This window comes from Rhodococcus sp. NPDC058521 (assembly GCF_042719695.1).
Classification (GTDB): Bacteria; Actinomycetota; Actinomycetes; order Mycobacteriales; family Mycobacteriaceae; genus Rhodococcus_F.
In genome coordinates this window covers 257,083-278,836 of sequence record NZ_JBHXNL010000003.1, presented here as the reverse complement: position 1 = coordinate 278,836, position 21,754 = coordinate 257,083, and the positions used below count along the sequence as shown (strand labels likewise).

Here is a 21,754-nt window from a genome sequence, read left to right as displayed (position 1 = left end):
AATCGCTCCGACAAAAAACTTCCTGCGGATGTCGATCCTGGTGAATCTTGTTCGACCTATGGCCGAGCGGTCCACGGACGGGCCGACCAACCAAGGAGACGGAACCATGAAATACATGCTGATCATGCGCGCCACCGACGAGACCTTCGCTGCCTTCCAGGACGTTGATTTCGACGAGGTCATGGACTCGATGGGCAGGTTCAACGACGAACTGATCCGTGCCGGAGTCCTGCTGGCTGCGGAAGGCCTCGACCCCGAACCGTCATCGGGTGTGGTGGTCGACTACTCCTCGCAGCCGCCGGTCGTGACCGACGGTCCGTACGGGGAGACGAAGGAATTGTTCGGCGGATTCTGGATTCTCGACGTCGCCTCCAAGGAAGAGGCCGTCGAGTGGGCGAAACGTGCCCCGTTGGCGGGCCCCGGATCGAAGGCCGAGATCCGCAGGGTGTCGACAATCGACGAGTTTCCACAGGACAACAAATGGATCAAGAAGGAGCGGGAGTGGCGAGAAGCCACCGGCCAACTCTGAGCGCCGTTCCCGACGGCACCGGCCGCGAGGAGGTCGGTGCCGTGTGGCGGATCGAGTCCGCCCGCATCGTCGGTGCGCTCGCCAGGTACACCGGCGATTTCGCGTTGGCCGAGGACGTGGCGCAGGAATCCCTGGCGGAGGCTCTCGTGTCCTGGCCACGTGAGGGGGTTCCACGAAATCCGGCTGGTTGGTTGCTCACGGTAGGGCGCCGCCGCGCGATCGATGCGTTTCGCAGACGCGCTGCACTGGATGAAAGGTACTCCACGCTCGCTCGTGAACTGGGGGAGGAATCCGGGGTGGACGGGGACGTGCTGTGGGACCCGGATCGGATCGACGACGACGTTCTCGCACTGATCTTCGTCTCGTGTCACCCGGTGTTGTCGAAGGAAGCCAGTATCGCCCTCACTCTGCGGGTCGTCGGCGGGTTGACGAGCACAGAGATAGCGAAAGGATTCCTGGTCCCGACGGCCACCGTGCAGGCCCGGATCACTCGGGCGAAGAAGACCCTCGGTGCCGCACGGGTGCCGTTCGAGGTGCCACCGGTTCAGGAACGAGCCGAGCGGCTCGGTGCTGTGCTCAGCGTGGTCTATCTGATCTTCACCGAGGGATCGTCGGCGAGTTCGGGTGGTGAACTCATTCGGTTCGACCTCGCGCGCGAAGCGCAACGTCTTGCCCGCGTTCTCGCAAGGCTTATGCCGGGTGAGTCCGAGGGCCACGGACTGAACGCACTGCTCGAACTGACGGCGGCCAGATTTCCGGCCCGCACCGGTCCGGACGGCGAACCGATCCTCCTCGAGGATCAGGACCGTCGGCGTTGGGATCGTGCTGCGATCGGCAGAGGTCGTGCCGCGCTGACTCGTGCCGAGCAGGTGGGTCGAGGGCTGGGCGTGTACGGCCTTCAGGCTGCGATAGCCGAATGTCACGACATCGCGCCGTCGGTGGATGCGACGAACTGGGAGAGGATCGTGATCCTCTACGAAGCGCTCGGACGACTCGCGCCTTCGCCCGTCGTCGAACTCAACCGAGCCGTGGCAGTCTCCATGGTTCGTGGGCCGGGCGCGGCACTGAAAGTGGTCGATCGGTTGGTAGATGCCGAACTCCTGTCGAACTCACACCTCCTGCCCACGGTGCGCGGGGAACTCTTGGCTCGGATGGGACGTGCTGACGAAGCGCGAGTCCAGTTCGAGAAGGCGCAGCAGTTGTGCGGAAACGAACGTGAACGCGGACTCTTGGCGCGAAAGCTCGCGAACCTGGAGTGACCTCGAAGACAAGCTCGGGTGAGACGGGGTCAGGTCAACGGCGGGTGTTCACCGAAATCTGCCTCTGCATCCTGCGTCGAGGCCTTCGCCGATCGACTGCGAAGGAACAAGACCGTGCAGATCACCACGACGAGCGCAATTGGGGCCGTGAACGGCAGGACGTGGAGCACCTTGTCGTAGAAAGTGTCGCCATCTTGGTATACGGAGATGGCGAATGTGAACGCTACGAATACGGCCGCGATTCTGATGAAAATCTCGACGTTCTTCGGCAACGAAACTTCTGAACTACCGCTTTTCTGCACTGTGGATCCCCCGTTGAGTGTGGAGGAGCGACTTTACCCGAGGTGGGCAGGGGTGCGGATGGCGTGTCTCACCAGATCGTCCCTGAATGCCCGGATTCGATGGGGTCACCTGGACTGAGTCGTTCTCGAAGTGGGTTCGGGCGCAGCAATTCTCGGGCGGCAGGAGCGCTCAGGACGTGCCTGCGGTTCGGGTGAGTTTTCAAATCGTGGATCGCACGGAAGAGTGCGTTCGGTTCGGCTGCCACGTAACTGGTCGGAATGGCAAGGCTGTCGTCGGTGTCGTAACGAAGCCGGCCACCACGGGCCAATCGGTCCTTCGGTGTCAACCTCAGAAGTGGGTCACGTCTCGACCCGACGCGCAACGGCAGGATGTCGATATCCGTTCTCACCGAGTCGATTTCATCCCAGGTGAGGAACACTTCACGGCTGCCGATCGATTGCCAGTTCCGTGCTCGTCGCCGCACACCCGTGGTGTGAATGGACAACGAGACGCTACCCACCAACCGCCACAGCCCGAGTGCGATGAGTAATAATGCGATTCCCGTCCCTCGGTGGAGGGGAATCAACGTTGCGCCGAACAGTCCGAACGCGACGAACGGCAAGGGGATGGCCAGGCTTGCCGGTACGTGGACGCCCGGTCCGTATTTCCCGTCGCAGGCCCGAACCCGTCGTGAGAGCGCCAGCGAGTGCATGCCACCCTGCCGAAACGGCCCGATCGAGAAGGTGGCCGCCATGAGCGCCGCGGACGCGAGGATGTCAGCAGTCGGAAGGTTGCGCGCCGTGACCGAGCCGACGGCGAAGAGAATTGCGATGGCGAGCATGGAAGCACCCGAAGCGAGCCATGGCCAACAGGGCTTCTGTGGCCACGGCTCGAACGATGGTCCCATCGCTGCTCGGCGCTTACGTGAGGTAGCCACCGCCGTGCGGGAAAAACTCCTTGCCGGGAACTTCGGTGCCGTCGTCGAGGCGAACTCGCTCGATGCGCAGACCCTTGTTGCGTCCGGTGCGGGCATCGGGGCCGGCGACGATGACCATGCCGTCGCCCTCGTGGATGAACACGCGGCCCGGGGTGCCGCCGAAGTTACCTTCCGACACGGAGGCCTTCAGGATACGAATGCGCTGACCCTTGAAGTGGGTGAACGCGTTCGGGTAGGGGTCGGACTGGGCGCGTACGAGTCGCTCGATCGCATCGGCGGGCCACGTCCAGTCGATGCGGCTGTCCTCCTCGGCACGCTTGTGGAAGAAGGTGGCCTGCGACCGATCCTGCGGGGTCCAGTCCGTGCGTCCCGAAGCGATCAGGTCGAGTGCGTCGAGCGTGATCGGACCGATCATGTCCACGGTGCGGTGGAAGAGGTCGGTGACGGTGTCGGTCGGGCCGACCTCGGTCGAGCGCTGCAACACGATGTCGCCGGCGTCGAGTTCCTCGTCCATGAGGTGCGCGGTGAGGCCCACCTCCTCCTCGCCATTGATGAGTGCCCAGATCAGCGGGGAGAAACCCGTGTACTTGGGCAGCAGGGAGTCGTGGATGTTGAGGGTGCCGAACTTCGGGTAGTCGAACACGTCCCGAGGCAGCCATGTGCGCCAGTTGTTGGCGACGATGATGTCCGGATCGGCCTCTTTCAGTGCCGACTTGAACGCTTCGTCAGGTTTGGTGGCGATGTGAACGGGAACGTTGTGTTCGGTGGCGAGATCGGCTACCGAGTCGGCCCACATCTGCTCGTAGACGTGGTCGCTCTTGGGATGCGTGATGGCCAGGACGACCTCGTGTTCCGAACCCAGTAACGCCTGCAGAGTACGGTGACCCCAGGTTTGGTATCCGAGTGTGGCGACTCTCAACGCACTCCTCCTCGAGGGTTGTGGATTGTCGCCGCAAGGTCGCGACGACGTACTGAGCCTAGGCTATCCAATCTTGGAACGGGTCGGCAGAGGTCGGAAGGAAGGGCAGACATGACGATCGCCACGATCAATGGCATTCCCCTGAACTATCAGCTCAAGGGGTCGGGAGAGCTCGTGGTCCTCATCATGGGAACGGGCAGCCCAGGTCGAGTGTGGGATCTGCATCAGACTCCGGCCCTGGTCGCGGCCGGCTATCAGGTCTGCACGTTCGACAATCGCGGTATCGCGCCCTCCGGCGAAAGTGTCGACGGGATCACCATCGAACAGATGGTGCAAGACACCGCGGGCCTCATCGAGCACCTCGGCAGCGGTCCGGCGCACGTAGTGGGCACCTCCCTCGGCGCCCGCGTCGCGCAGGAACTGGCTCTGGCTCGTCCCGACCTGGTCAAGAAGGCAGTTTTCCTCGCCGGGCACGCTCGGATGGATCTCTTCCAGCAGACACTCACCGAGGGTGAGCGGGCTCTGGTGGACAACGGAGTGGAACTGCCGCCGAAGTACCGCGCCGCGGTGACGGCGGTGATGAACCTCTCGCCGGCGTCGCTCGCGGACACGAATACCGCCCGTGACTGGCTCGACCTGTTCGAGTTCAGCGGCGGACGCACTTCGGCAGGTGTCCGTGCGCAGATGGGGATGGACCGGACGTTCGACCGTCGGGCGGCGTATCGGCAGATCACGGCCAAGTGTCTCTCGGTCGGTTTCGCGGACGACCGGATGATCCCGGCCTATCTGTGCCGTGAGGTTGCCGATGCGGTCCCGTCAGCCACGTACTACGAGATCCCGGACGTCGGGCATTACGGCTATCTCGAACAGCCCGATGCGGTGAACAAGGTGGTTCTGGAGTTCCTGGCCGGCTGATGTCGACGGTGTGATGTCCGTCGTGGGATTAACGAAACCCGGGACGACTGGGTAGCCTTACCTAAGGTTTCCCCCTCCGGGGGGAGCTCGCCTGGGTGCGGGCACTGTTACTCACGATCGGATTCACATGTCGCCGGACCATTCGACCTCCAAGGTAGCCACTGTTCCCGAGTCTCGGGAGGCACTTCCCGCCACTGCGGCTCAGTCGGAGATCTGGGTTGGACAACAACTCCACGGCGACAGTCCCGTCTACAACTTGTCGCTCGTCGTCGAGATCGCAGGTCCTGTCGATCTCGAGCGGGTGGCAGCTTCGATTCGCGCCACTGTCGACAGGGCAGAGGCTCTCCACGTTCGATTCACGAACGACGAGAACAACAAGCTCGTTCAGGTCCCCACATCCACCGGTGCCTGGGAACTGACGGTCCTCGACCTTCGGGCCGAGGAAGACCCGGAGGCGGCCGCGCGTGCGTGGATGAGCCGTGACATGCTCGCCGTCGTCGGTCTGGACGCGCAGGAGCCACTGTTCGGTCAGGCGCTGCTTCGAACGGGCGACGAGCAGGTCTACTGGTTCCAGCGCTACCACCACAGCGTGATGGACGGGTACGGCATCTCGCTCCTCGTGGCCGACGCGGTCGAACGGTACGAGAGTGAGGATGGGGCGGGCAGTGCAGGGACGTGGTCCCTCGCGCGGTTCGTAGAACTCGATCGGGCGTATCGGGAATCGTCTCGGTACGACGACGACCGCAGGTTCTGGCTGGCTCAGGCGCTGGACGGTGCCGAACCGCCCCGACTGCTGCCGCCTGCCACCGGTGCGGGGCTGCCGTCCGGCGTCACCGTCGAGATCTCCGGCATCGACGCCGACCGTTTGTACGAGTTCGCTGCGGCGGCAGGCGTACGGAGAACGCGATTGCCCATCGCGGCACTCGTGGCCTACATCCATCGGATCACCGGGCAACGTGATCTCACGGTCTCGCTGCCGATGACCGCGCGGGTGGGCCGCGAGATGCGCACCATCCCCGGTATGACGTCGACGATTCTGCCGCTCCGGATTCGGGTGGACCCGACTCTTGCGGTCGCGGAGCTCGCGACCAAGTTGGACACGGTGCTCGTGTCCGCCCTGCGGCACGGTCGGTACCGGGGCGAGGACCTTGCACGCGACGTGCGGGAAGTCGATCCGGACCGGCAGGTTTTCGGTCCTGGAATCAACTCTATGATGTTCGAGCACGCGCTGAGCATCGGTGACGCGACGACGAGCGTGCACAGTTCGGCGACCGGGCCCGTCGACGATCTCGACTTCACGATCCGTGGGGGACAGGACGGGGTGCCGATCCGGATCGACATGCGTGCTCCCTACGGACTCGAACGCGAGCTGGGCGAACACAAGCGGAGGCTGGAACACTTCCTCGCACAGTTCATCTCTCGGCCGACCGCCGCCATCGGATCCCTCGACCCGCTGACGGACGCGGAACGACGCCGAATCCTGGAGGAGTTCAACGACACTCGCGCGCCACAGCGGTCCGCCACGGTCCCCGGACTGTTCGCCGCCATTGCCGCCGCAACTCCGGACGCAGAGGCGCTGATCGCAGGTGACACTCGGCTCACCTACCGCGAATTGCGTGACCGGGTTGCACAACTGGCGCAGGTCTTCGTCGAACGTGGACTCGGACCCGAAGACGTTGTCGCCATAGGAGTGCCGCGCTCTCCCGAGATGGTGGTGGGAATTCTGGCGGCAATGGCGGCGGGAGGTGCCTTCGTGCCGCTCGATCCGTCGTGGCCGGAGGATCGGAGGAATGCGGTGCTCGTCGAGTCCGGCGCTGCGCTGGTGCTCAGCGGCCCGGGTGGTGTCGACGCCGGCGAGCGGACCGTGTTCGCCGATCTGGACAACTGGGCGTACTCGGACCGCTCGACTGCTCTTCCCAGCGTGCTTGTACAGGGTTCACGCTTGGCGTACATGATCTTCACATCGGGCTCCACGGGCCGACCGAAGGGTGCAATGATTCGCCACGAGGCCGTGTGCGCACGGCTGCTGTGGCAGCGTGACGAGATCCTCGGGTTCGGACCGGAAGACGCTTCGCTCTTCAAAGCGCCTCTGGCATTCGATATTTCGGTGAACGAAATCCTTCTTCCGCTGATCTCCGGCGGACGCCTGATAGTCGCCGAGCCGGACGGCGAGCGTGACGCGCAGTATCTTCTCGACCTGATTGCACGTGAGCGTGTCACCTTCGTGTATCTGGTGTCGTCGATGCTCGACGTGCTCCTCGGTTTGGCCCGCGGCACCGATGCCCTGCAGGGCCTGAAGCACGTGTGGTGCGGCGGAGAGGTGCTCACACCGGGTCTGTTCGAACGATTCCGCTCGCAGCTGTCGACCACGCTCTACCACGGCTACGGCCCGGCCGAGGCGACCATCGGTGTGTCACACGTGATCTACCGTGACGACGCGGAACGAATCGCCACCTCGATCGGCAAGCCGAACCCCAATACTCAGCTCTACGTCCTCGACGCGAACCTTCAGCCGGTTCCGGTGGGGCAGGGCGGCGAACTGTATGCGGCCGGATTCCTGCTGGGACGCGGTTATACGAGTGCCCCCGGTCTCACCGCATCGCGTTTCGTTGCGAATCCGTTCGGCGAACCCGGTTCCCGGATCTATCGCACGGGGGACCTGGCGCGCTGGGCACCCGACGGCACGCTCGATTTCCTGGGGCGTACCGACAACCAGGTGAAGATTCGCGGTATGCGTCTCGAACTCGAGGACGTCGAGGCCGGGCTCGGATCGCACCCTGATGTGCGACGCAGCGCGGTGGTAGTGCGCCGTGCCCCGCAGGGCGCCAAATACCTTGCGGGCTATGTCGTGTCCGAGGACGCGTGCGAACTGACCGTCGAATCGCTACGAACGTGGGCCCGGGCGAAGTTGCCCGAATACATGGTGCCCACGGCATTCGTCGTGATGGACGATTTTCCGCTCACCCCGAACGGGAAGGTGGACCGCAGGGCACTGCCCGAGCCGGACCTCACGAATCGTGGCGACAACGTGGCTCCGCGCTCTTCGGACGAAGCAGTCGTGTGTGGGCTGATGGCAGACGTCCTCGGTCTCGAGTCGGTCGGTGTGACGGACGACTTCTTCGCTCTCGGCGGTGACAGCATCGTCGCGATTCAACTCGTCAATCATGCGCGTTCCAAGGGTGTTTCGATCACTCCGCGTGAGGTCTTCGCACTGCGAACGGCAGAGGCGATCGCACGGGCGCAGGTCGACCGGGCGGAGGCGATGGTCGACGTCGACGATGTGTTCGCGGGAGAGACCGAGCCCACCCCGATCATGTCGCGGTTGCAGGAGACTGCGAACGACGCCGTGGCAGGTTTCCACCAATCGGTGCTTCTGCGGGTCCCGGCAGATTTCACTGTCGAGGTCGCGCGCACGGCACTGGCAGCTCTCGTGGAGCGCCACGATGCACTCCGAGCCCGATTGGTGAGGGGTGACCGCTGGACTCTCGATGTGCCGCAGGCCGGGCCGGGCCATCCGGACCTCGTTCACGAGGTGACGGTGGACACCGTGGACGGAGCGACGATCCGGAAAGTTCGGACGGCGGCCGTCGACCGTCTCGACCCCGACAACGCTGTGATGGTGCAGGCCATCCTCGTCCGCTCGGCCGAGGGTACCGCTCGACTGCTCGTCGTCGGGCATCACCTGGTGGTCGACGGAGTCTCGTGGCGGGTGATCGTCGAGGACGTCGCGCGCGCAGGAATCTCCGCCATGACGGGCGAAAACAGCGAAATCGCCCCCGTGGGAACGTCCTTCCGGCGGTGGACGCAGCGGGTGGCCGAACGCGCTCGCGCAGGCGCGTTCGACGACGAGCTCGAACACTGGCGCGAGGTTGCTGCCACTGCGACACCACGTCTGGGATCGCGCGCCCTCGATCCGGAACGTGATACCACGGCGACAGCGGAGGCACTCGAACTGGAGCTTCCCCCCGAGCTCTGTGCGCCACTGCTGTCCACGGTCCCGGCTGCATTTCACGGGCACGTCAACGACGTTCTGCTCACCGCGCTCGCCATCGCCATGAAGCGTTGGCTGGGCGGCGACGGCCCCGTGCTCGTCGATCTGGAAGGCCACGGTCGAGAAGAAGATCTCGGACGCAGCGAAGGCACCGCTGCAGTCGATCTGTCGAGGACGGTGGGATGGTTCACGACCGTGTACCCGGTGTCCGTCCACCCCGGCGACACTGCTGCTGCTTCCCCGCGTGACCTCGCCGGCGCCGTGAAGGCAGTGAAGGAGCAACTGCGGCGAACTCCCAACGCAGGGTTCGGTTACGGGGCACTTCGGTTCCTCGGCAGTCACGACGAACTGGCAGTGACTCCGCAGGTGCTGTTCAACTATCTCGGCCGGGTTGCCGGAAACGACGGCGCCGATTGGCTCCCCGTCGAAATGACCGGAGCGGGCGACCCGAACATGCCCCTCGGTCATCCGATGGCGATCGACGTGATCGCAGTCGAGGGCGAAGACGGAGTCGGCCTGCGTACCACGATCTCCTGGGCCGGTGGCGTCCTCGAGAGCGAGGCGATTCACGATTTCGGTAGGGAGTGGACGTCTGCTCTCACCGACCTCGCCCGGTCCGCCGAATTCGGCGGGCACACGCCCTCCGACTTCGAACTCGTCGGTGTGACCCAGCAGGACCTCGACTCGTTCGATTCGGGTGTCGTCGACATCCTCCCCTTGACTCCCTTGCAGGAGGGGATCTACTTCCAGTCGGTCTTCGAGACCGATCGGTCCGATCCCTATGTGGTGCAACAGATCATCGAGCTGACCGGAAGTGTGGACGCAGACGCGCTGCGAAGCGGGGTGCAGGCGGTCGTCGACCGGCACGCTGCATTGAGGACGGGCCTGAAGACACTGTCGGACGGCAGCGTCGTACAGGCCGTGTACGGTGCTGCGCGCGTTCCGTTCGACGTCACCGACCTCAGCTCCTCCGACGACACGACTGCCGACATTCGCCAGATCCTCGGGGCGGAGCGGCAGCGCGGATTCGACTTCGCGCAGCCTCCACTCCTGAGATACACACTGGCACGCGTGGACGAGCAGAAGTTCATACTGCTGCAGTCCGTGCACCACGTCGTCGCCGACGGCTGGTCGGTTCCGGTGATGCTGCGCGAGTTGATGGCCCATTACGGGACGGCGACGGGCGAATCCCCGCTGCTCTCCGCCACCCCGTACCGGTCCTACCTGGAGTGGCTGTCGTCCCGGGACAGGGCGGCGTCGCACGCGGCGTGGCAAATGGCGCTCGAGGATGCACCGGAGCAGCCGGAGTTGCCGGGCTCGGGCTCAGCCGAGAGCGAGACGGGCAGTGTGCGCGTGAATCTGTCTCAGACGGACACGAATTCACTGAGCGCGGGCGCACGGGTGCGCGGGCTGACGCTGAGCACCGTCGTCCACGGAACCTGGGGGCTGCTTCTCGGACGCATCGCCGGTGTCGAAGACGTGATTTTCGGGTCGACGGTATCGGGGCGGGGCGCCGACCTTCCGGGCATCGAGGGCATGGTCGGGCTGTTCATCAACACCGTGCCCGCCCGGATTCGATTCTCCGCGGCCGAGAAGGTGTCCGAGGTGCTCACGCGCTGGCAGGACGAGCAGTCGGCACTGCTGGATCACCAGTACCTCGGCCTGCCCGAGTTGCGCCGTGTCACAGGGCTGGCGGACCTGTTCGAGACGTTGGTGGTATTCGAGAACTATCCGATCGGGGACGGCGGGATTGCAGATCCTTCTGGAACCGTGCACATCACCGGTATCGAGTTCGACGAGAACCCGGCGTACCCACTGACTTTGATCGTGGCCCCCGGCGAGTGCCTGGCCCTCGATCTGAAGTACGACGCTTCGCGCGTCGATTCGGCAACGGCTAGCCTGGTGGCGGACGGCATGGTCGCGTACCTCGCTGCTTTGGCCGCGGACATGGATACTGCGGTGTCCCAGGTTTCCTTGGCGCGACAGGCGCTGCCTGCACCGGTCACAAAGGCGGACGAGGAGACTGCCGCCGCAACGGTGACAACGCTTCTGGAAATGCAGGTCGGCCGAACCCCCGACCGACCGGCAGTGAAGTTCGGCGACGAACAGCTCGACTATGCGCAACTACATCGCGAGTCGAACCGTTTGGCGCACCTCTTGATCGAGCGTGGCGTAACCCCCGAGTCGATCGTCGGAATAGCGCTGCCACGCTCGGTCGAGCTGATCGTGGCGATCGTCGCCGTGCTCAAAGCCGGTGGTGCGTATCTGCCGCTGGATACCGGATACCCGGCCGATCGTCTGGCCTACATGCTCGACGATGCATCACCGGTATGCGTGCTCACGGACGGCGTCGTGACCTTGCCCGACACGGATGTTCCGCTCGTGACCGTCGATCATGCAGTGCTGCAGTCGCACTCGACGGAACCTGTCGACGTCGAGATTCGGCCCGGTCACCCGGCATACGTCATCTACACCTCCGGCTCGACCGGTAGGCCCAAGGGTGTCGTGGTTCCGCACGAAGGTGTCGTGAACCGACTTTCCTGGATGCAGAAAGTTCGTCCACTGGGAACCGCCGATCGTGTGCTGCAGAAGACTCCGTCGAGTTTCGACGTGTCCGTTCCGGAGTTCTTCGGTCCCTTGATCGCAGGCGCCACCCTCGTCGTGGCCAAGCCCGATGGGCACAAGGACCCGGAGTACCTGTCCGACTTGATCCGGCGGGAAGCGGTGACTCGCACGCACTTCGTTCCGTCGATGCTCGAAGCATTCCTCGGTGAACCGACGGCGCCGCAGTGCACGAGTCTGCAGGTCATCCACTGCAGTGGCGAGGCTCTCCCGGTTCACGTGGCGCGCCGCGTCGCCGAAGTGCTGCCGGATGTCGAAGTAGAGAACCTGTACGGGCCCACCGAGGCTTCCGTGGAAGTCACCAGGCACGAGTCGGCACAGCGGGTACCTGCGGATGCACCTTCCGTCCCGATCGGGAAGGCTGCGCACGCGACCGGACTGTACGTCCTCGACAGATACCTTCAGCCGGTTCCGCAGGGTTTGCCGGGTGAGTTGTACCTGGCAGGAACGCAATTGGCCCGCGGTTACCTTCGTCGCCCCGCGGTGACGAGCGACCGTTTCGTCGCCGACCCGTTCGGGGCCGACGGCGCCCGCATGTACCGGAGCGGCGACCTCGTCCGGTGGAACGACAACGACGAACTCGAGTACCTCGGACGGTCGGACTTCCAGGTCAAGCTGCGCGGTTTCCGTATCGAACTGGGCGAGATCGAGGCGCAACTGGCTCGATGCCCGGGCGTGAAACAGGCTGCGGCGCTGGTGCGGACGGACCGACCGGGTCAGCAGCAGCTGGTCGGCTATCTCGTCGGAAATCCCGACCTCGAGGACGTTCGGGTTCGGCTGTTCGCCTCGCTACCGGAGTTCATGGTGCCGGTCGCGTTCGTCGTGTTGGACGACATGCCGCTCAGTCCGAGCGGCAAGCTCGATCGCGGTGCGTTGCCCGCGCCCGAGGTGGCGACGGGCAGCGGTGCTCCGATCCTCGCGACGGCGGTCGACGGTGCCGGTGCGGTGCTTGCCCGACGCTATGCCGAAATCCTCGGCGTGGAATCCGTGGGTGCGGACGACGACTTCTTCGCTCTCGGTGGTGACAGCATTCTCGCAATTCGCCTGGTCAATCTGGCACGGAAGGACGGAATCACCGTCACGCCGAGGCAGATCTTCGAACAGCGCACGCCGGCTGCACTCGCCCGGTTGGTGGGCGACGTTCCCGTCGCTGCCGCGGTTCCGGCGGAGCCGCCCGTGGGGGAGCTGCTACCGCTGCCGGTGGTGCATCGCCTGTCCGAGTGGAGCGGTGGAAAGGACCGCTTCAACCAGGCGGTCCTGGTACGTACACCTGCCATCACCCACGAGGCGATTTCAGCAGCAATCGCTGCGGTGGTCGCACACCATGACGGTCTGCGTCAGCGTCTGACCCGTCACGGTCAGGGAATGTGGTCGCTCGCGATCGACGAGCACGTCGACGTTCCGGTTCGGCGGGTCGAAACCGCCGGCCTGTCGGGGTCGGACCTGCGCGACCTGATCGAGACCGAGTCGAACGCCGCTACCGATCGACTCGACCCGGACGCCGGAACCATGCTCACTGCAGTGTGGTTCGACGCCGGCGCCGGGCAGCCGGGCAGGTTGCTGGTGGTCGCCCACCACCTGGTCGTCGACGGTGTGTCATGGCGGATCCTGCTCGAGGACCTGGCGATGGCCGCCGTTGCAGCAGCGAACGGTGAAGCCGCAGCGTTGGATCCCGTTGGCACGTCACTGCGTTCCTACTCACGCATCGTCGCACTCGAAGCGCAGCGCGCGTCCAGGCTCACCGAGCTGGAGCTATGGACGAGGACCACCGAACCCGGAGCCGAGCTCATTCCCGGTACGTCCGGGCACGCGAGCGTGGGCAGTGGCTCTCGCCGCACCGTCACTGTGGATTCGGCAACCACCGCTGCCATGCTGACGGCCATCCCCGCGATGGCCAATGCCGACGTCACCGACGTTCTGCTGACCGCACTTCGACTGTCGGTGACCGAATGGTTCGCGGAGAAAGGGCGACGGGGCGATCTGCTGGTCGACCTGGAGCGGCACGGTCGCGAAGAGCTCGAGCCCGGCGTCGACCTTTCGCGAACCATCGGATGGTTCACTAGCGTGTCACCGGTGCGGCTCGAATCCGCGTCCGACCCGGTCGCCGCGTTGAAGTCGGTGAAGGATCAGCTTCGCCGCGCTCCGGACGGCGGCATCGGTTACGGCATGCTTCGGTATGCCAATGCCCGTACGGCGGTGGCCTCGAGTGGCCGCGCCGAGTCGCAGGTGCTGTTCAACTACCTCGGACGCACACCGGTGGGTGGCGACGGTCCCTGGACAACTGCACCCGAATCCGATTCTTTGGCAACCGATCCCGACGCGGATCTCGGCGGCCCGTACCGCTTGGTGATCAACGCGGTGTGCGAGGACGGCAGCGCCGGTTCCCGGTTGCGTGCCGTGTTCGCCTGGGCCGACGATCTCGAGGAGAGCGACGCGGTCGCGCTGAGCGAAGGCTGGGTCGAGGCCCTGCAGGAGCTGGCGCGGACGGCCACCGAACACGCCGGGCAGGCGCTTCTCACACCGTCGGACGTTTCGCTCACCGGTCTCACGCAACCCGACATCGACCGGATCGTTCAGGAGAGCCCGAGTGGCGTCGACACGATCCTGCCGTTGTCCCCGCTGCAGGAGGGCCTGTACTTCCAGGCAAACCTCGATGCGGGCAAGGACATCTACACCGCGCAGTTCTCGCTCGATTTCGGACACCGTCTCGATGTCGATCGGTTGCACGCCGCTCTCCGCACCCTCACTCGTCGAAACCCGATGCTTCGCGCGGGATTCGTCTCGGACGGTTTGCCCGAGCCGGCGCAGTTCATCGGTGCCGGTCTCGATGTGCCGGTGGTCGAACACGACCTGCGCGATCTCGACGACGCTGCTCGTGAAGCGCGGGCCGTAGAGCTGAGCGCCGAGGACCGGGCGACACCCTTCGACCTCACGGCTCCGCCACTGTGGCGTGCGATGCTGTTGCGTCTCACGGACGAACACGACCGGCTGGTGATCAATCGTCAGTTCCTGTTGTGGGACGGATGGTCGAACGGTCTGGTCGTCAGCGCCCTGCTGGCACTCTACGAGTCCGGTGGCGACGACCGCGGATACCCTGCGCCCGAGGGGACGTTCGAGGACTATCTGCAATGGTTGGCCGCGCAGGACCAAGGTGCGGCGGAGAAGGCCTGGTCCGAAGCGCTGCGCGGACTCGACGAGCCGACGCTGTTGGCGAGTCCCGTCCAGGGCCCGCCCCAGTTGCCGCGGCGGCAAGACACAGTTCTCGCCGCGGATCTGAGCGAGCGGTTGCGGAGTGCGGCTCGTGAAGCGGGCGTCACGTTCAACGCCGTTCTCAACGCAGCTCTGGCACTGACGATTGCGACGGCCACTGGACGCCAGGACATCGTGTTCGGCACCACCGTGGCGGGCCGGCCACCAGAGGTTCCGGGCATCGACGCCGTGGCGGGCATGTTCCTCAACACGGTCCCCGTCCGCGTCACCCTGAGGCCGGACGAGTCCGCTGCCGAACTGATGCGCCGGACACAGGCGGACAGGCTGTCGCTGGGACAATACGACTACCTCGGTCTGGCAGCGATTCAGCGAGTTTCGCAGCACCGGAAGCTGTTCGACGTGCTGTATGTTCTGCAGAACTTCGTGGACGAGAACCAGGTATCTGCGCTCAACGCCGCCCACGACATCAGCGACGGCGACAGCGTCGATCACACGCACTACCCACTGACCGTGGTCGTCACGCCGGGAACGTCCGTGCGGATCAAGTTCGAGTTCCACCCGGAAGTGATCGAGGCGCAGCGCGTCGAGTCGATGCTCGAGCAGTTCGTCGGCCTCCTCGAACAGTGGGCGCAATCCACTGCGGGCCTCGTGGCCAGGACGGACCTGCCAACGCTTCCCGACACCGGACGTAACGACCATCCGTTGCCGGAGAGCACGATTGCGGATCTGTTCGGGGATGTGGCGCTCCTGCAACCCGACGAAACCGCGCTGGTGTTCGGCGACCGTGTCGTGACGTATGCGGAGCTGGACGCCGACATCAACAGGATGGCCAGGCTGCTACTGAATCGTGGTGCCGGGCCCGAGAAGATCGTGGCACTCGGACTGCCACGAACCATCGACATGGTGGTGGCACTGTTCGCGGTTCTGCGGTCGGGTGCGGCCTACCTGCCGCTGGAACTGGACCACCCCGCAGAACGTCTCGCCGGGATGCTCGACGACGCGAGCCCCGTGCTGCTGCTGACCACCGCGCAGACAGCCGACAAGCTGGGGCACGTGGACGTCGACACGGTCCGCCTGGACCTCGAGGATTGGCGTTCGCTCCCGGAGTCGCAGTTGTCACCGGAAGAACTGGGCGCCTTCGCACCCGGTAGCCCGGGGCGGCTCGAGCACCCTGCGTACGTCATCTACACCTCCGGATCGACGGGCAAGCCGAAGGGCGTGGTCACGGCCTACCGGGGTCTGACCAACATGCAGTTCAACCACAGGGAAGCTATATTCGAACCGGTGATTCGCGATGCCGGAGACCGGCGTTTGCGTATCGCGCACACCGTGTCGTTCGCCTTCGACATGTCGTGGGAAGAGTTGCTGTGGCTCGTCGAAGGGCACGAAGTCCACATCTGCGACGAGAACCTGCGCCGCGACGCCGAGGCGTTGGTGAGCTACTGCCACGACCATGCGATCGACGTCGTGAACGTGACACCGACCTACGCGCAGCATCTCCTCGAGGAAGGCTTGCTGGACGATCGGGACGGTGCGCACCGCCCGCCGCTGGTGCTGCTGGGCGGTGAGGCGGTACCCGAGTCGGTGTGGAACCGTTTGCGGGATACGGAGGGAACGTGCGGGTACAACCTGTACGGCCCGACCGAGTACACCATCAACACGCTCGGGGCAGGTACGGACGACAGTGCGACACCGACTGTCGGCAAGCCGATCTGGAACACCCGGGCTTACGTGCTCGATTCCTGGCTGCGTCCCGTTCCGGACGGGGTCCCGGGCGAGTTGTACATCTCCGGAATCGGTTTGGCTCGCGGGTACCTGAACCGTCCCGGCCTCAGCGCAGAGCGTTTCGTTGCCGATCCGTTCGAGCCGTCCGTACGTATGTATCGGACCGGTGATCTCGTCCGGCGACGTGACGATCGCAGCTTCGACTTCCTCGGACGCACCGACGACCAGGTGAAGATTCGTGGGCACCGCATCGAACTGGGCGAAGTGACGTCCGTCCTCGAATCCCTCGCGGACGTGAAGCAGGCCGCCGTCATCGCCGACGACGGTCCGGGTGGATTCAAGCGACTGATCGCCTACCTCGTCCCTGTGAGTGGTTCGCGAGTCCCTGGACTCGTCAACCGCTCACAGGCGCTCCGCGCACTCTTGCCGGACTACATGGTGCCGGCGGCAATGGTCGAGGTGGACTCCTTGCCACTGACGGTCAACGGGAAACTCGACGTCAAGGCTCTACCGCCTGCGTCGTCGGTGCTCGGTGCCGAGGACACGGACCGGGTCGAACCTGCGACTCCGGTCGAGGAAGCCCTCGCCGACCTGTTCGCGGACGTGCTCGACATTCCGGTTCCCGGGGTGACGGACAACTTCTTCGACCTCGGTGGACACTCGCTGCTGGCGACGAAACTGATCAGCAGGGCGCGAACGGTGCTGTCCGCGGAACTCGCGATGCGCGATCTGTTCGAGACGCCGACGGTGCGCGAACTCGCCGCACGCATTTCGGAATCGTCGGCGTCGACGAGGCCGACACTGGTGGCCGGTCCACGGCCCGAGCGCATTCCACTGTCTCCCGCTCAGCGCCGATTGTGGCTGATCCAACAGATGGAAGGCAGTTCGGCCGCATACAACTTCCCGATCGTCTTCCGGACGGGCGTCGCTCTCGATGCGGCGGTCTTCACCGAGGCCTTGGCCGATGTGGTCGCGAGACACGAATCGTTGCGGACGGTGTTCGTCGATCGCGACGGTGAACCCGTTCAGGTGATCCTCGACGACGTATGTCCACAGGTGACGACCACTACGACCGACGAGGACGGAATCGAGCAGGCGGTTCGGGACGCGCTCTCGAAGCCCTTCGATCTGTCGACCGACATCCCCGTGCGCGCCACGGTGATCGACGTGGTCGGTGGTGAGCAGATTCTCGCGATCGTGCTTCATCACATCGCCACGGACGAGTGGTCGGACCGGCCGTTCACCCGCGACCTGATGACCGCGTACGCGGCGCGGGCACAGGGGAAGGCGCCGGAGCACGCGCCCCTTTCGGTCCAGTACGCGGACTACACACTGTGGCAGCGGAGCCTCCTCGGCGACCCCGAAGAGGAGGGCAGTGTCGCTCACGCACAGCTCGACTACTGGGCTCGCGTGCTCGACGGCGCACCGGACGAGCTCGTGTTGCCCACCGACCGAAGCCGTCCGGCGCGGCCGACATTCACCGGTGGTGCTGTCACGTCGGTCCTGTCGGGTGAGACAACCGCTGCGCTGCGTGGGCTGGCCCGCGCCTCCGGTGCGAGCATGTTCATGGTCCTGCACGCCGCGTCGGCTGCGCTCCTGCATCGACTCGGCGCGGGCGAGGACCTGCCTCTCGGTGCACCGGTGGCAGGTCGAGCCGAGGAAGGGCTCGATGATCTCGTCGGATTCTTCGTCAACACCGTGGTGTTGCGTACGGACCTTTCGGGAGACCCAACCTTCCGTGAACTGGTCGGCCGGGTGCGAGAAGGCGATCTCGCCGCGTTCTCGCAAGCGGATATCCCGTTCGAATCGGTTGTGGAGAAGGTCAATCCGCCGCGCACGCTGTCGCGCAACCCGTTGTTCCAGGTGATGGTCGGCTACCACTCACGCCAGGAAGGCAGCGCGGGGAGCTTCACACCGCTGTCCGTCGACGAGCACACGGCGAAGTTCGATCTGGTCTTCAACTTCACCGAGTATGTGGCGGCCGACGGCGGTCCTGGACGTGTGGAGTTGCGCCTCGAGTACGGGTCCGATCTGTTCGATCGCGCGACGGTGGAGGCCATCTCGGCGCGTCAGTCCCTGCTGTTGGACGCTGTGGCGGCCAACGCGGATACCCGTGTCGGAGGTGTGGAGACCTTTCTGTCCGAAGAGCGCGAACTCGTGCTGACGGGCTTCAACGACACCGATATCGAGGTGCCGGAGGAGACTTTCCACCAGGCGTTCACTCGAAACGCGCTGGCCACGCCGGATGCGATTGCGGTAGTGGATGCTCGGGGCGAGGTGACGTACGCGGAGCTCTCGGATCGGGCAGACCGTATTGCCGCAGTTCTCCACGACCGCGGTGTTTGCGTGGAAGCTACCGTGGCCCTTGCCGTTCCACGGTCGACGGACTTCGTGGCTGCCGTGCTTGCGGTGTCGAGACTCGGCGCGGCATATCTGGCCCTCGACTTGAACCATCCGCGCGAGCGCATCGACTACATGCTCGACGACTCTCGTGCACAGGTGCTGTTGACCACGACGGCGACGGAATCGCGATTGGCGGGCGTGGACGGGCTGATTCGGGTGGTCCTCGACGACACGTCCACGGTTTGCGAGTTGGCTGCGAACGGGGGCCGCGAGCTGCCTCCCGAGCCTTCGGGGCTCGCTCATGCGGCTTACGTGATCTACACGTCGGGATCGACGGGCAAGCCCAAGGGCGCAGTCCTCACTCATGACGGCATCCCCAGTCTGGTGGCCACTGCCGAGCAGCGAATGGCGCTCGTTCGGGGATCGGTGGTCATGCAGTTCGCTTCCGTCGGATTCGACGTGGCGGTGTTCGAGTTGTCCATGGCGCTGTGCACCGGATCGCGCCTGGTGATCGTCCCGGACGATGCCCGTACCGCGGGACCGGAGCTCACGGATTTCATGGAGCATCACGGCGTCACACACGCGATCATTCCGCCGTCCCTGCTTGCGGCCCTGCCGCCGGGGTGCCTCGTCCCGGAGGGTTGCACCGTTCTCGTCGGCACGGAGACGGTGCCGCCCGAGCTGATCGGTCGATGGGCGGAGCGGCTGAATCTGCTTGCCGCATACGGTCTCACCGAGGCCACCGTCAACAACACGCTGTGGCAAGCGCAACCGGGGTGGAGTGAGGCCGTGCCGATCGGGATCCCGGACCCGAACGAGCAAGCCTACGTTCTCGACGCTCGATTGCAGCCGGTGCCGCCGGGTGTGGCGGGTGAGTTGTACATCGCCGGTAGGGGTTTGGCGCGTGGGTACCTCGGGCGTCCGGATCTGACGGTGAGCCGGTTCGTGGCCAACCCGTTCGGTCCCGGCCGGATCTATCGGACGGGCGATCGCGCACGCTGGCGAAATGACGGCAACCTCGACTTCCTCGGCCGCGTGGACGAACAGGTCAAGATTCGTGGATTCCGGATCGAACCCGGAGAGATCGTCGCTGCGCTGAGCAGTCACGAGTCGGTCAATCAGGCAGCGCTGGTCGCCGATCGGGAGGGCGGGATCGTTCGCCTGGTCGCATACGTGACGCCGACACAGTCCCACGTCGTGGATCCGATCGCCGTTCGCGAGTTCGTATCGGACGTGTTGCCCGACTACATGGTTCCGGCCATCGTGATCGTGCTCGAGGGCTCGTTGCCGCTGACTCCGAACGGCAAGCTCGATCGAAAGGCGCTGCCGCCGCCGAACTGGTCGGATCTGGTCGGGGACGGCGAGCCGCGAACGGAGACCGAGCGAGCGATCGCGGCCGAGTTCGCCGACATCCTGTACCTGCCGGGTGTCGGTATCCACGACGACTTCTTCGAACTCGGTGGGCACTCGATGGCGTCGATGCGCCTGGTGGCGCGGATACGCGAGAAGTTCGGCGTGAGCATCGGAATTCGGGATGTGTTCGACGCGCCGACGGTGGCGCGGCTCGCCGAGATCGTGGATGCGGGTGGGGATTCGGACCGACCTGCGCTCTTACCGACGACGCGCCCGGAGACGTTGCCGTTGTCCGGACCGCAGCTCACACAATGGAATCGGCTGCAGACCGCAGGACCGACCGCGGATCACGCGCTTGCGCTGACCCTGACCGATCGGGTGGATCCGGAAGCGCTGGCACATGCTCTCGACGACGTGTCGTCTCGTCACGAGCCGCTGCGGACCGTCTATGTCGAAGTGGACGGTGTCGTCGTCGCGCAGGAGGCGGTGCGTCCCGCTCTCGAGCTCGAGGACGTGGGTGACGGGGATCTGCACCGAGCGGTCTTCGACATCGCGCAGCGGCCGATGAATCCTGCCGAGGACGCGCCGCTTCGCGTTCATCTCGTGTCGGGTTCGGATGGTGCCCAGGTGGTTCTGGTGGTCATGCACTACCTTGCGGTCGACGAATGGTCCGTGGTGCCCCTGTTGGAGGATCTGTTCGCCGCATATGGCGCCCGTGTCGCAGGACAGGAGCCGGAGTGGGTTCCGCTGCCGGTGACGTACCCGGACTACGTCGTTCATACCGAGGCCGTTCTGGGCGACCCCGGCGACCCGGACAGTGTCCGATCTCGTCAGCTCGACTACTGGCGAGTTCGGTTGGCAGGCATGCCGGAACGTCTGGAACTGCCGACCCCGGATGTGGGGGAGCACAGGGCGGAAGTCGTGCCGATCGAGATCGACGCCGACCTGCACCGTGACATCGATCGTCGTGCGCAGGTAACCGGCACGAGCATGTTCATGGTGCTGCAGGCGGCGTTCGCGAGAATGCTTTCGGGAAGTGGTGTCGGCGAGGACATTCCGATCGGCGCACTTTTCGCAGGTCGCAACGATCCACGTCTGGAGGGTCTGATCGGATGCTTCTTCGACACGACGATTCTTCGCACCGAGGTGAGGGAATCGACGGCCGAGCTGTTGGCGAGCATCAGGGAGAACAACCTGCGGGCGCTCGAACACCAGGACGTGCCGTTCGCGGAGGTCGTCGAGGCACTCGGAGGTGCCGACGCGCTTCGTCCGCAGGTTCTGATGGTTCACCACCAGCAGGCCCAGTTCGGCGACCTCGGGTCACTGGGTTCTTTCTGGCCCGTGCCGACGGGTGTCCCGTTCGCGGACTTCACGCTGAGCTTCTACGAGCCGGTGGGTGACGGGCCCGTGCCCGCTCACTTCACTTTCGCCACGGATGTTCTGGCCGTCGACACGGTGCGGTCGTGGGCGAGGGCGTTCGTGGATGAACTGCGGTCTTTGGTGAACGGCGAGGGTGAGTAGCGGTGACGTATATCGCAGTGCCGGAAGGGCTCGAGGCTCCGAGCGCGGGGCGGCACGTTGCTACTCTTCCATTGGTGAGGATAGGCTTCACTATCTTTTCGGAACGCATACGGCAGCGGCGAACTCGAACGAGGATGTTCGCTTGCTA

General features: G+C 65.0%; 7 protein-coding genes. 4 read left to right on the top strand and 3 right to left on the bottom strand.

What is annotated here, in order from left to right; translation table 11 throughout:
- Positions 1 to 106 precede the first annotated feature (106 nt).
- On the top strand, positions 107 to 529 hold the full coding sequence (locus tag ACFWO3_RS07690) for a YciI family protein (protein ID WP_378575679.1): 423 nt from the start codon (positions 107 to 109) through the stop codon (positions 527 to 529).
- Positions 502 to 1,788, top strand: coding sequence for an RNA polymerase sigma factor (locus ACFWO3_RS07685; protein WP_378575676.1), 1,287 nt, complete (start codon positions 502 to 504; stop codon positions 1,786 to 1,788). Before ACFWO3_RS07690 ends, ACFWO3_RS07685 begins: the two co-directional genes overlap by 28 nt.
- Before the next feature lie 29 nt (positions 1,789 to 1,817).
- Here the strand turns inward: ACFWO3_RS07685 and ACFWO3_RS07680 are convergent, their stop codons facing one another.
- From ACFWO3_RS07680 to ACFWO3_RS07670, 3 genes are all read right to left on the bottom strand, one after another.
- Positions 1,818 to 2,060 carry a hypothetical protein gene (locus ACFWO3_RS07680; RefSeq protein WP_378575673.1) on the bottom strand — a complete coding sequence of 81 codons (243 nt, stop codon included), beginning with the start codon at positions 2,058 to 2,060 and terminating at the stop codon, positions 1,818 to 1,820.
- Positions 2,061 to 2,158: 98 nt separating this feature from the next.
- The gene (locus tag ACFWO3_RS07675; RefSeq protein WP_378575670.1) at positions 2,159 to 2,911 is read right to left on the bottom strand and encodes a hypothetical protein; all 753 of its coding nucleotides are present in this window, start codon (positions 2,909 to 2,911) and stop codon (positions 2,159 to 2,161) included.
- Positions 2,912 to 2,990: 79 nt separating this feature from the next.
- On the bottom strand, positions 2,991 to 3,926 hold the full coding sequence (locus ACFWO3_RS07670) for a methionyl-tRNA formyltransferase (protein ID WP_378575667.1): 936 nt from the start codon (positions 3,924 to 3,926) through the stop codon (positions 2,991 to 2,993).
- Between the two features lie 111 nt (positions 3,927 to 4,037).
- Between ACFWO3_RS07670 and ACFWO3_RS07665 the strand changes: the two genes are divergently transcribed.
- Both ACFWO3_RS07665 and ACFWO3_RS07660 read left to right on the top strand, forming a co-directional pair.
- Positions 4,038 to 4,841: an alpha/beta fold hydrolase gene (locus ACFWO3_RS07665; RefSeq protein ID WP_378575664.1), complete on the top strand. Its 804-nt coding sequence runs from the start codon at positions 4,038 to 4,040 to the stop codon at positions 4,839 to 4,841.
- Between the two features lie 127 nt (positions 4,842 to 4,968).
- On the top strand, positions 4,969 to 21,606 hold the full coding sequence (locus ACFWO3_RS07660) for an amino acid adenylation domain-containing protein (protein ID WP_378575661.1): 16,638 nt from the start codon (positions 4,969 to 4,971) through the stop codon (positions 21,604 to 21,606).
- Positions 21,607 to 21,754: the final 148 nt, after the last annotated feature.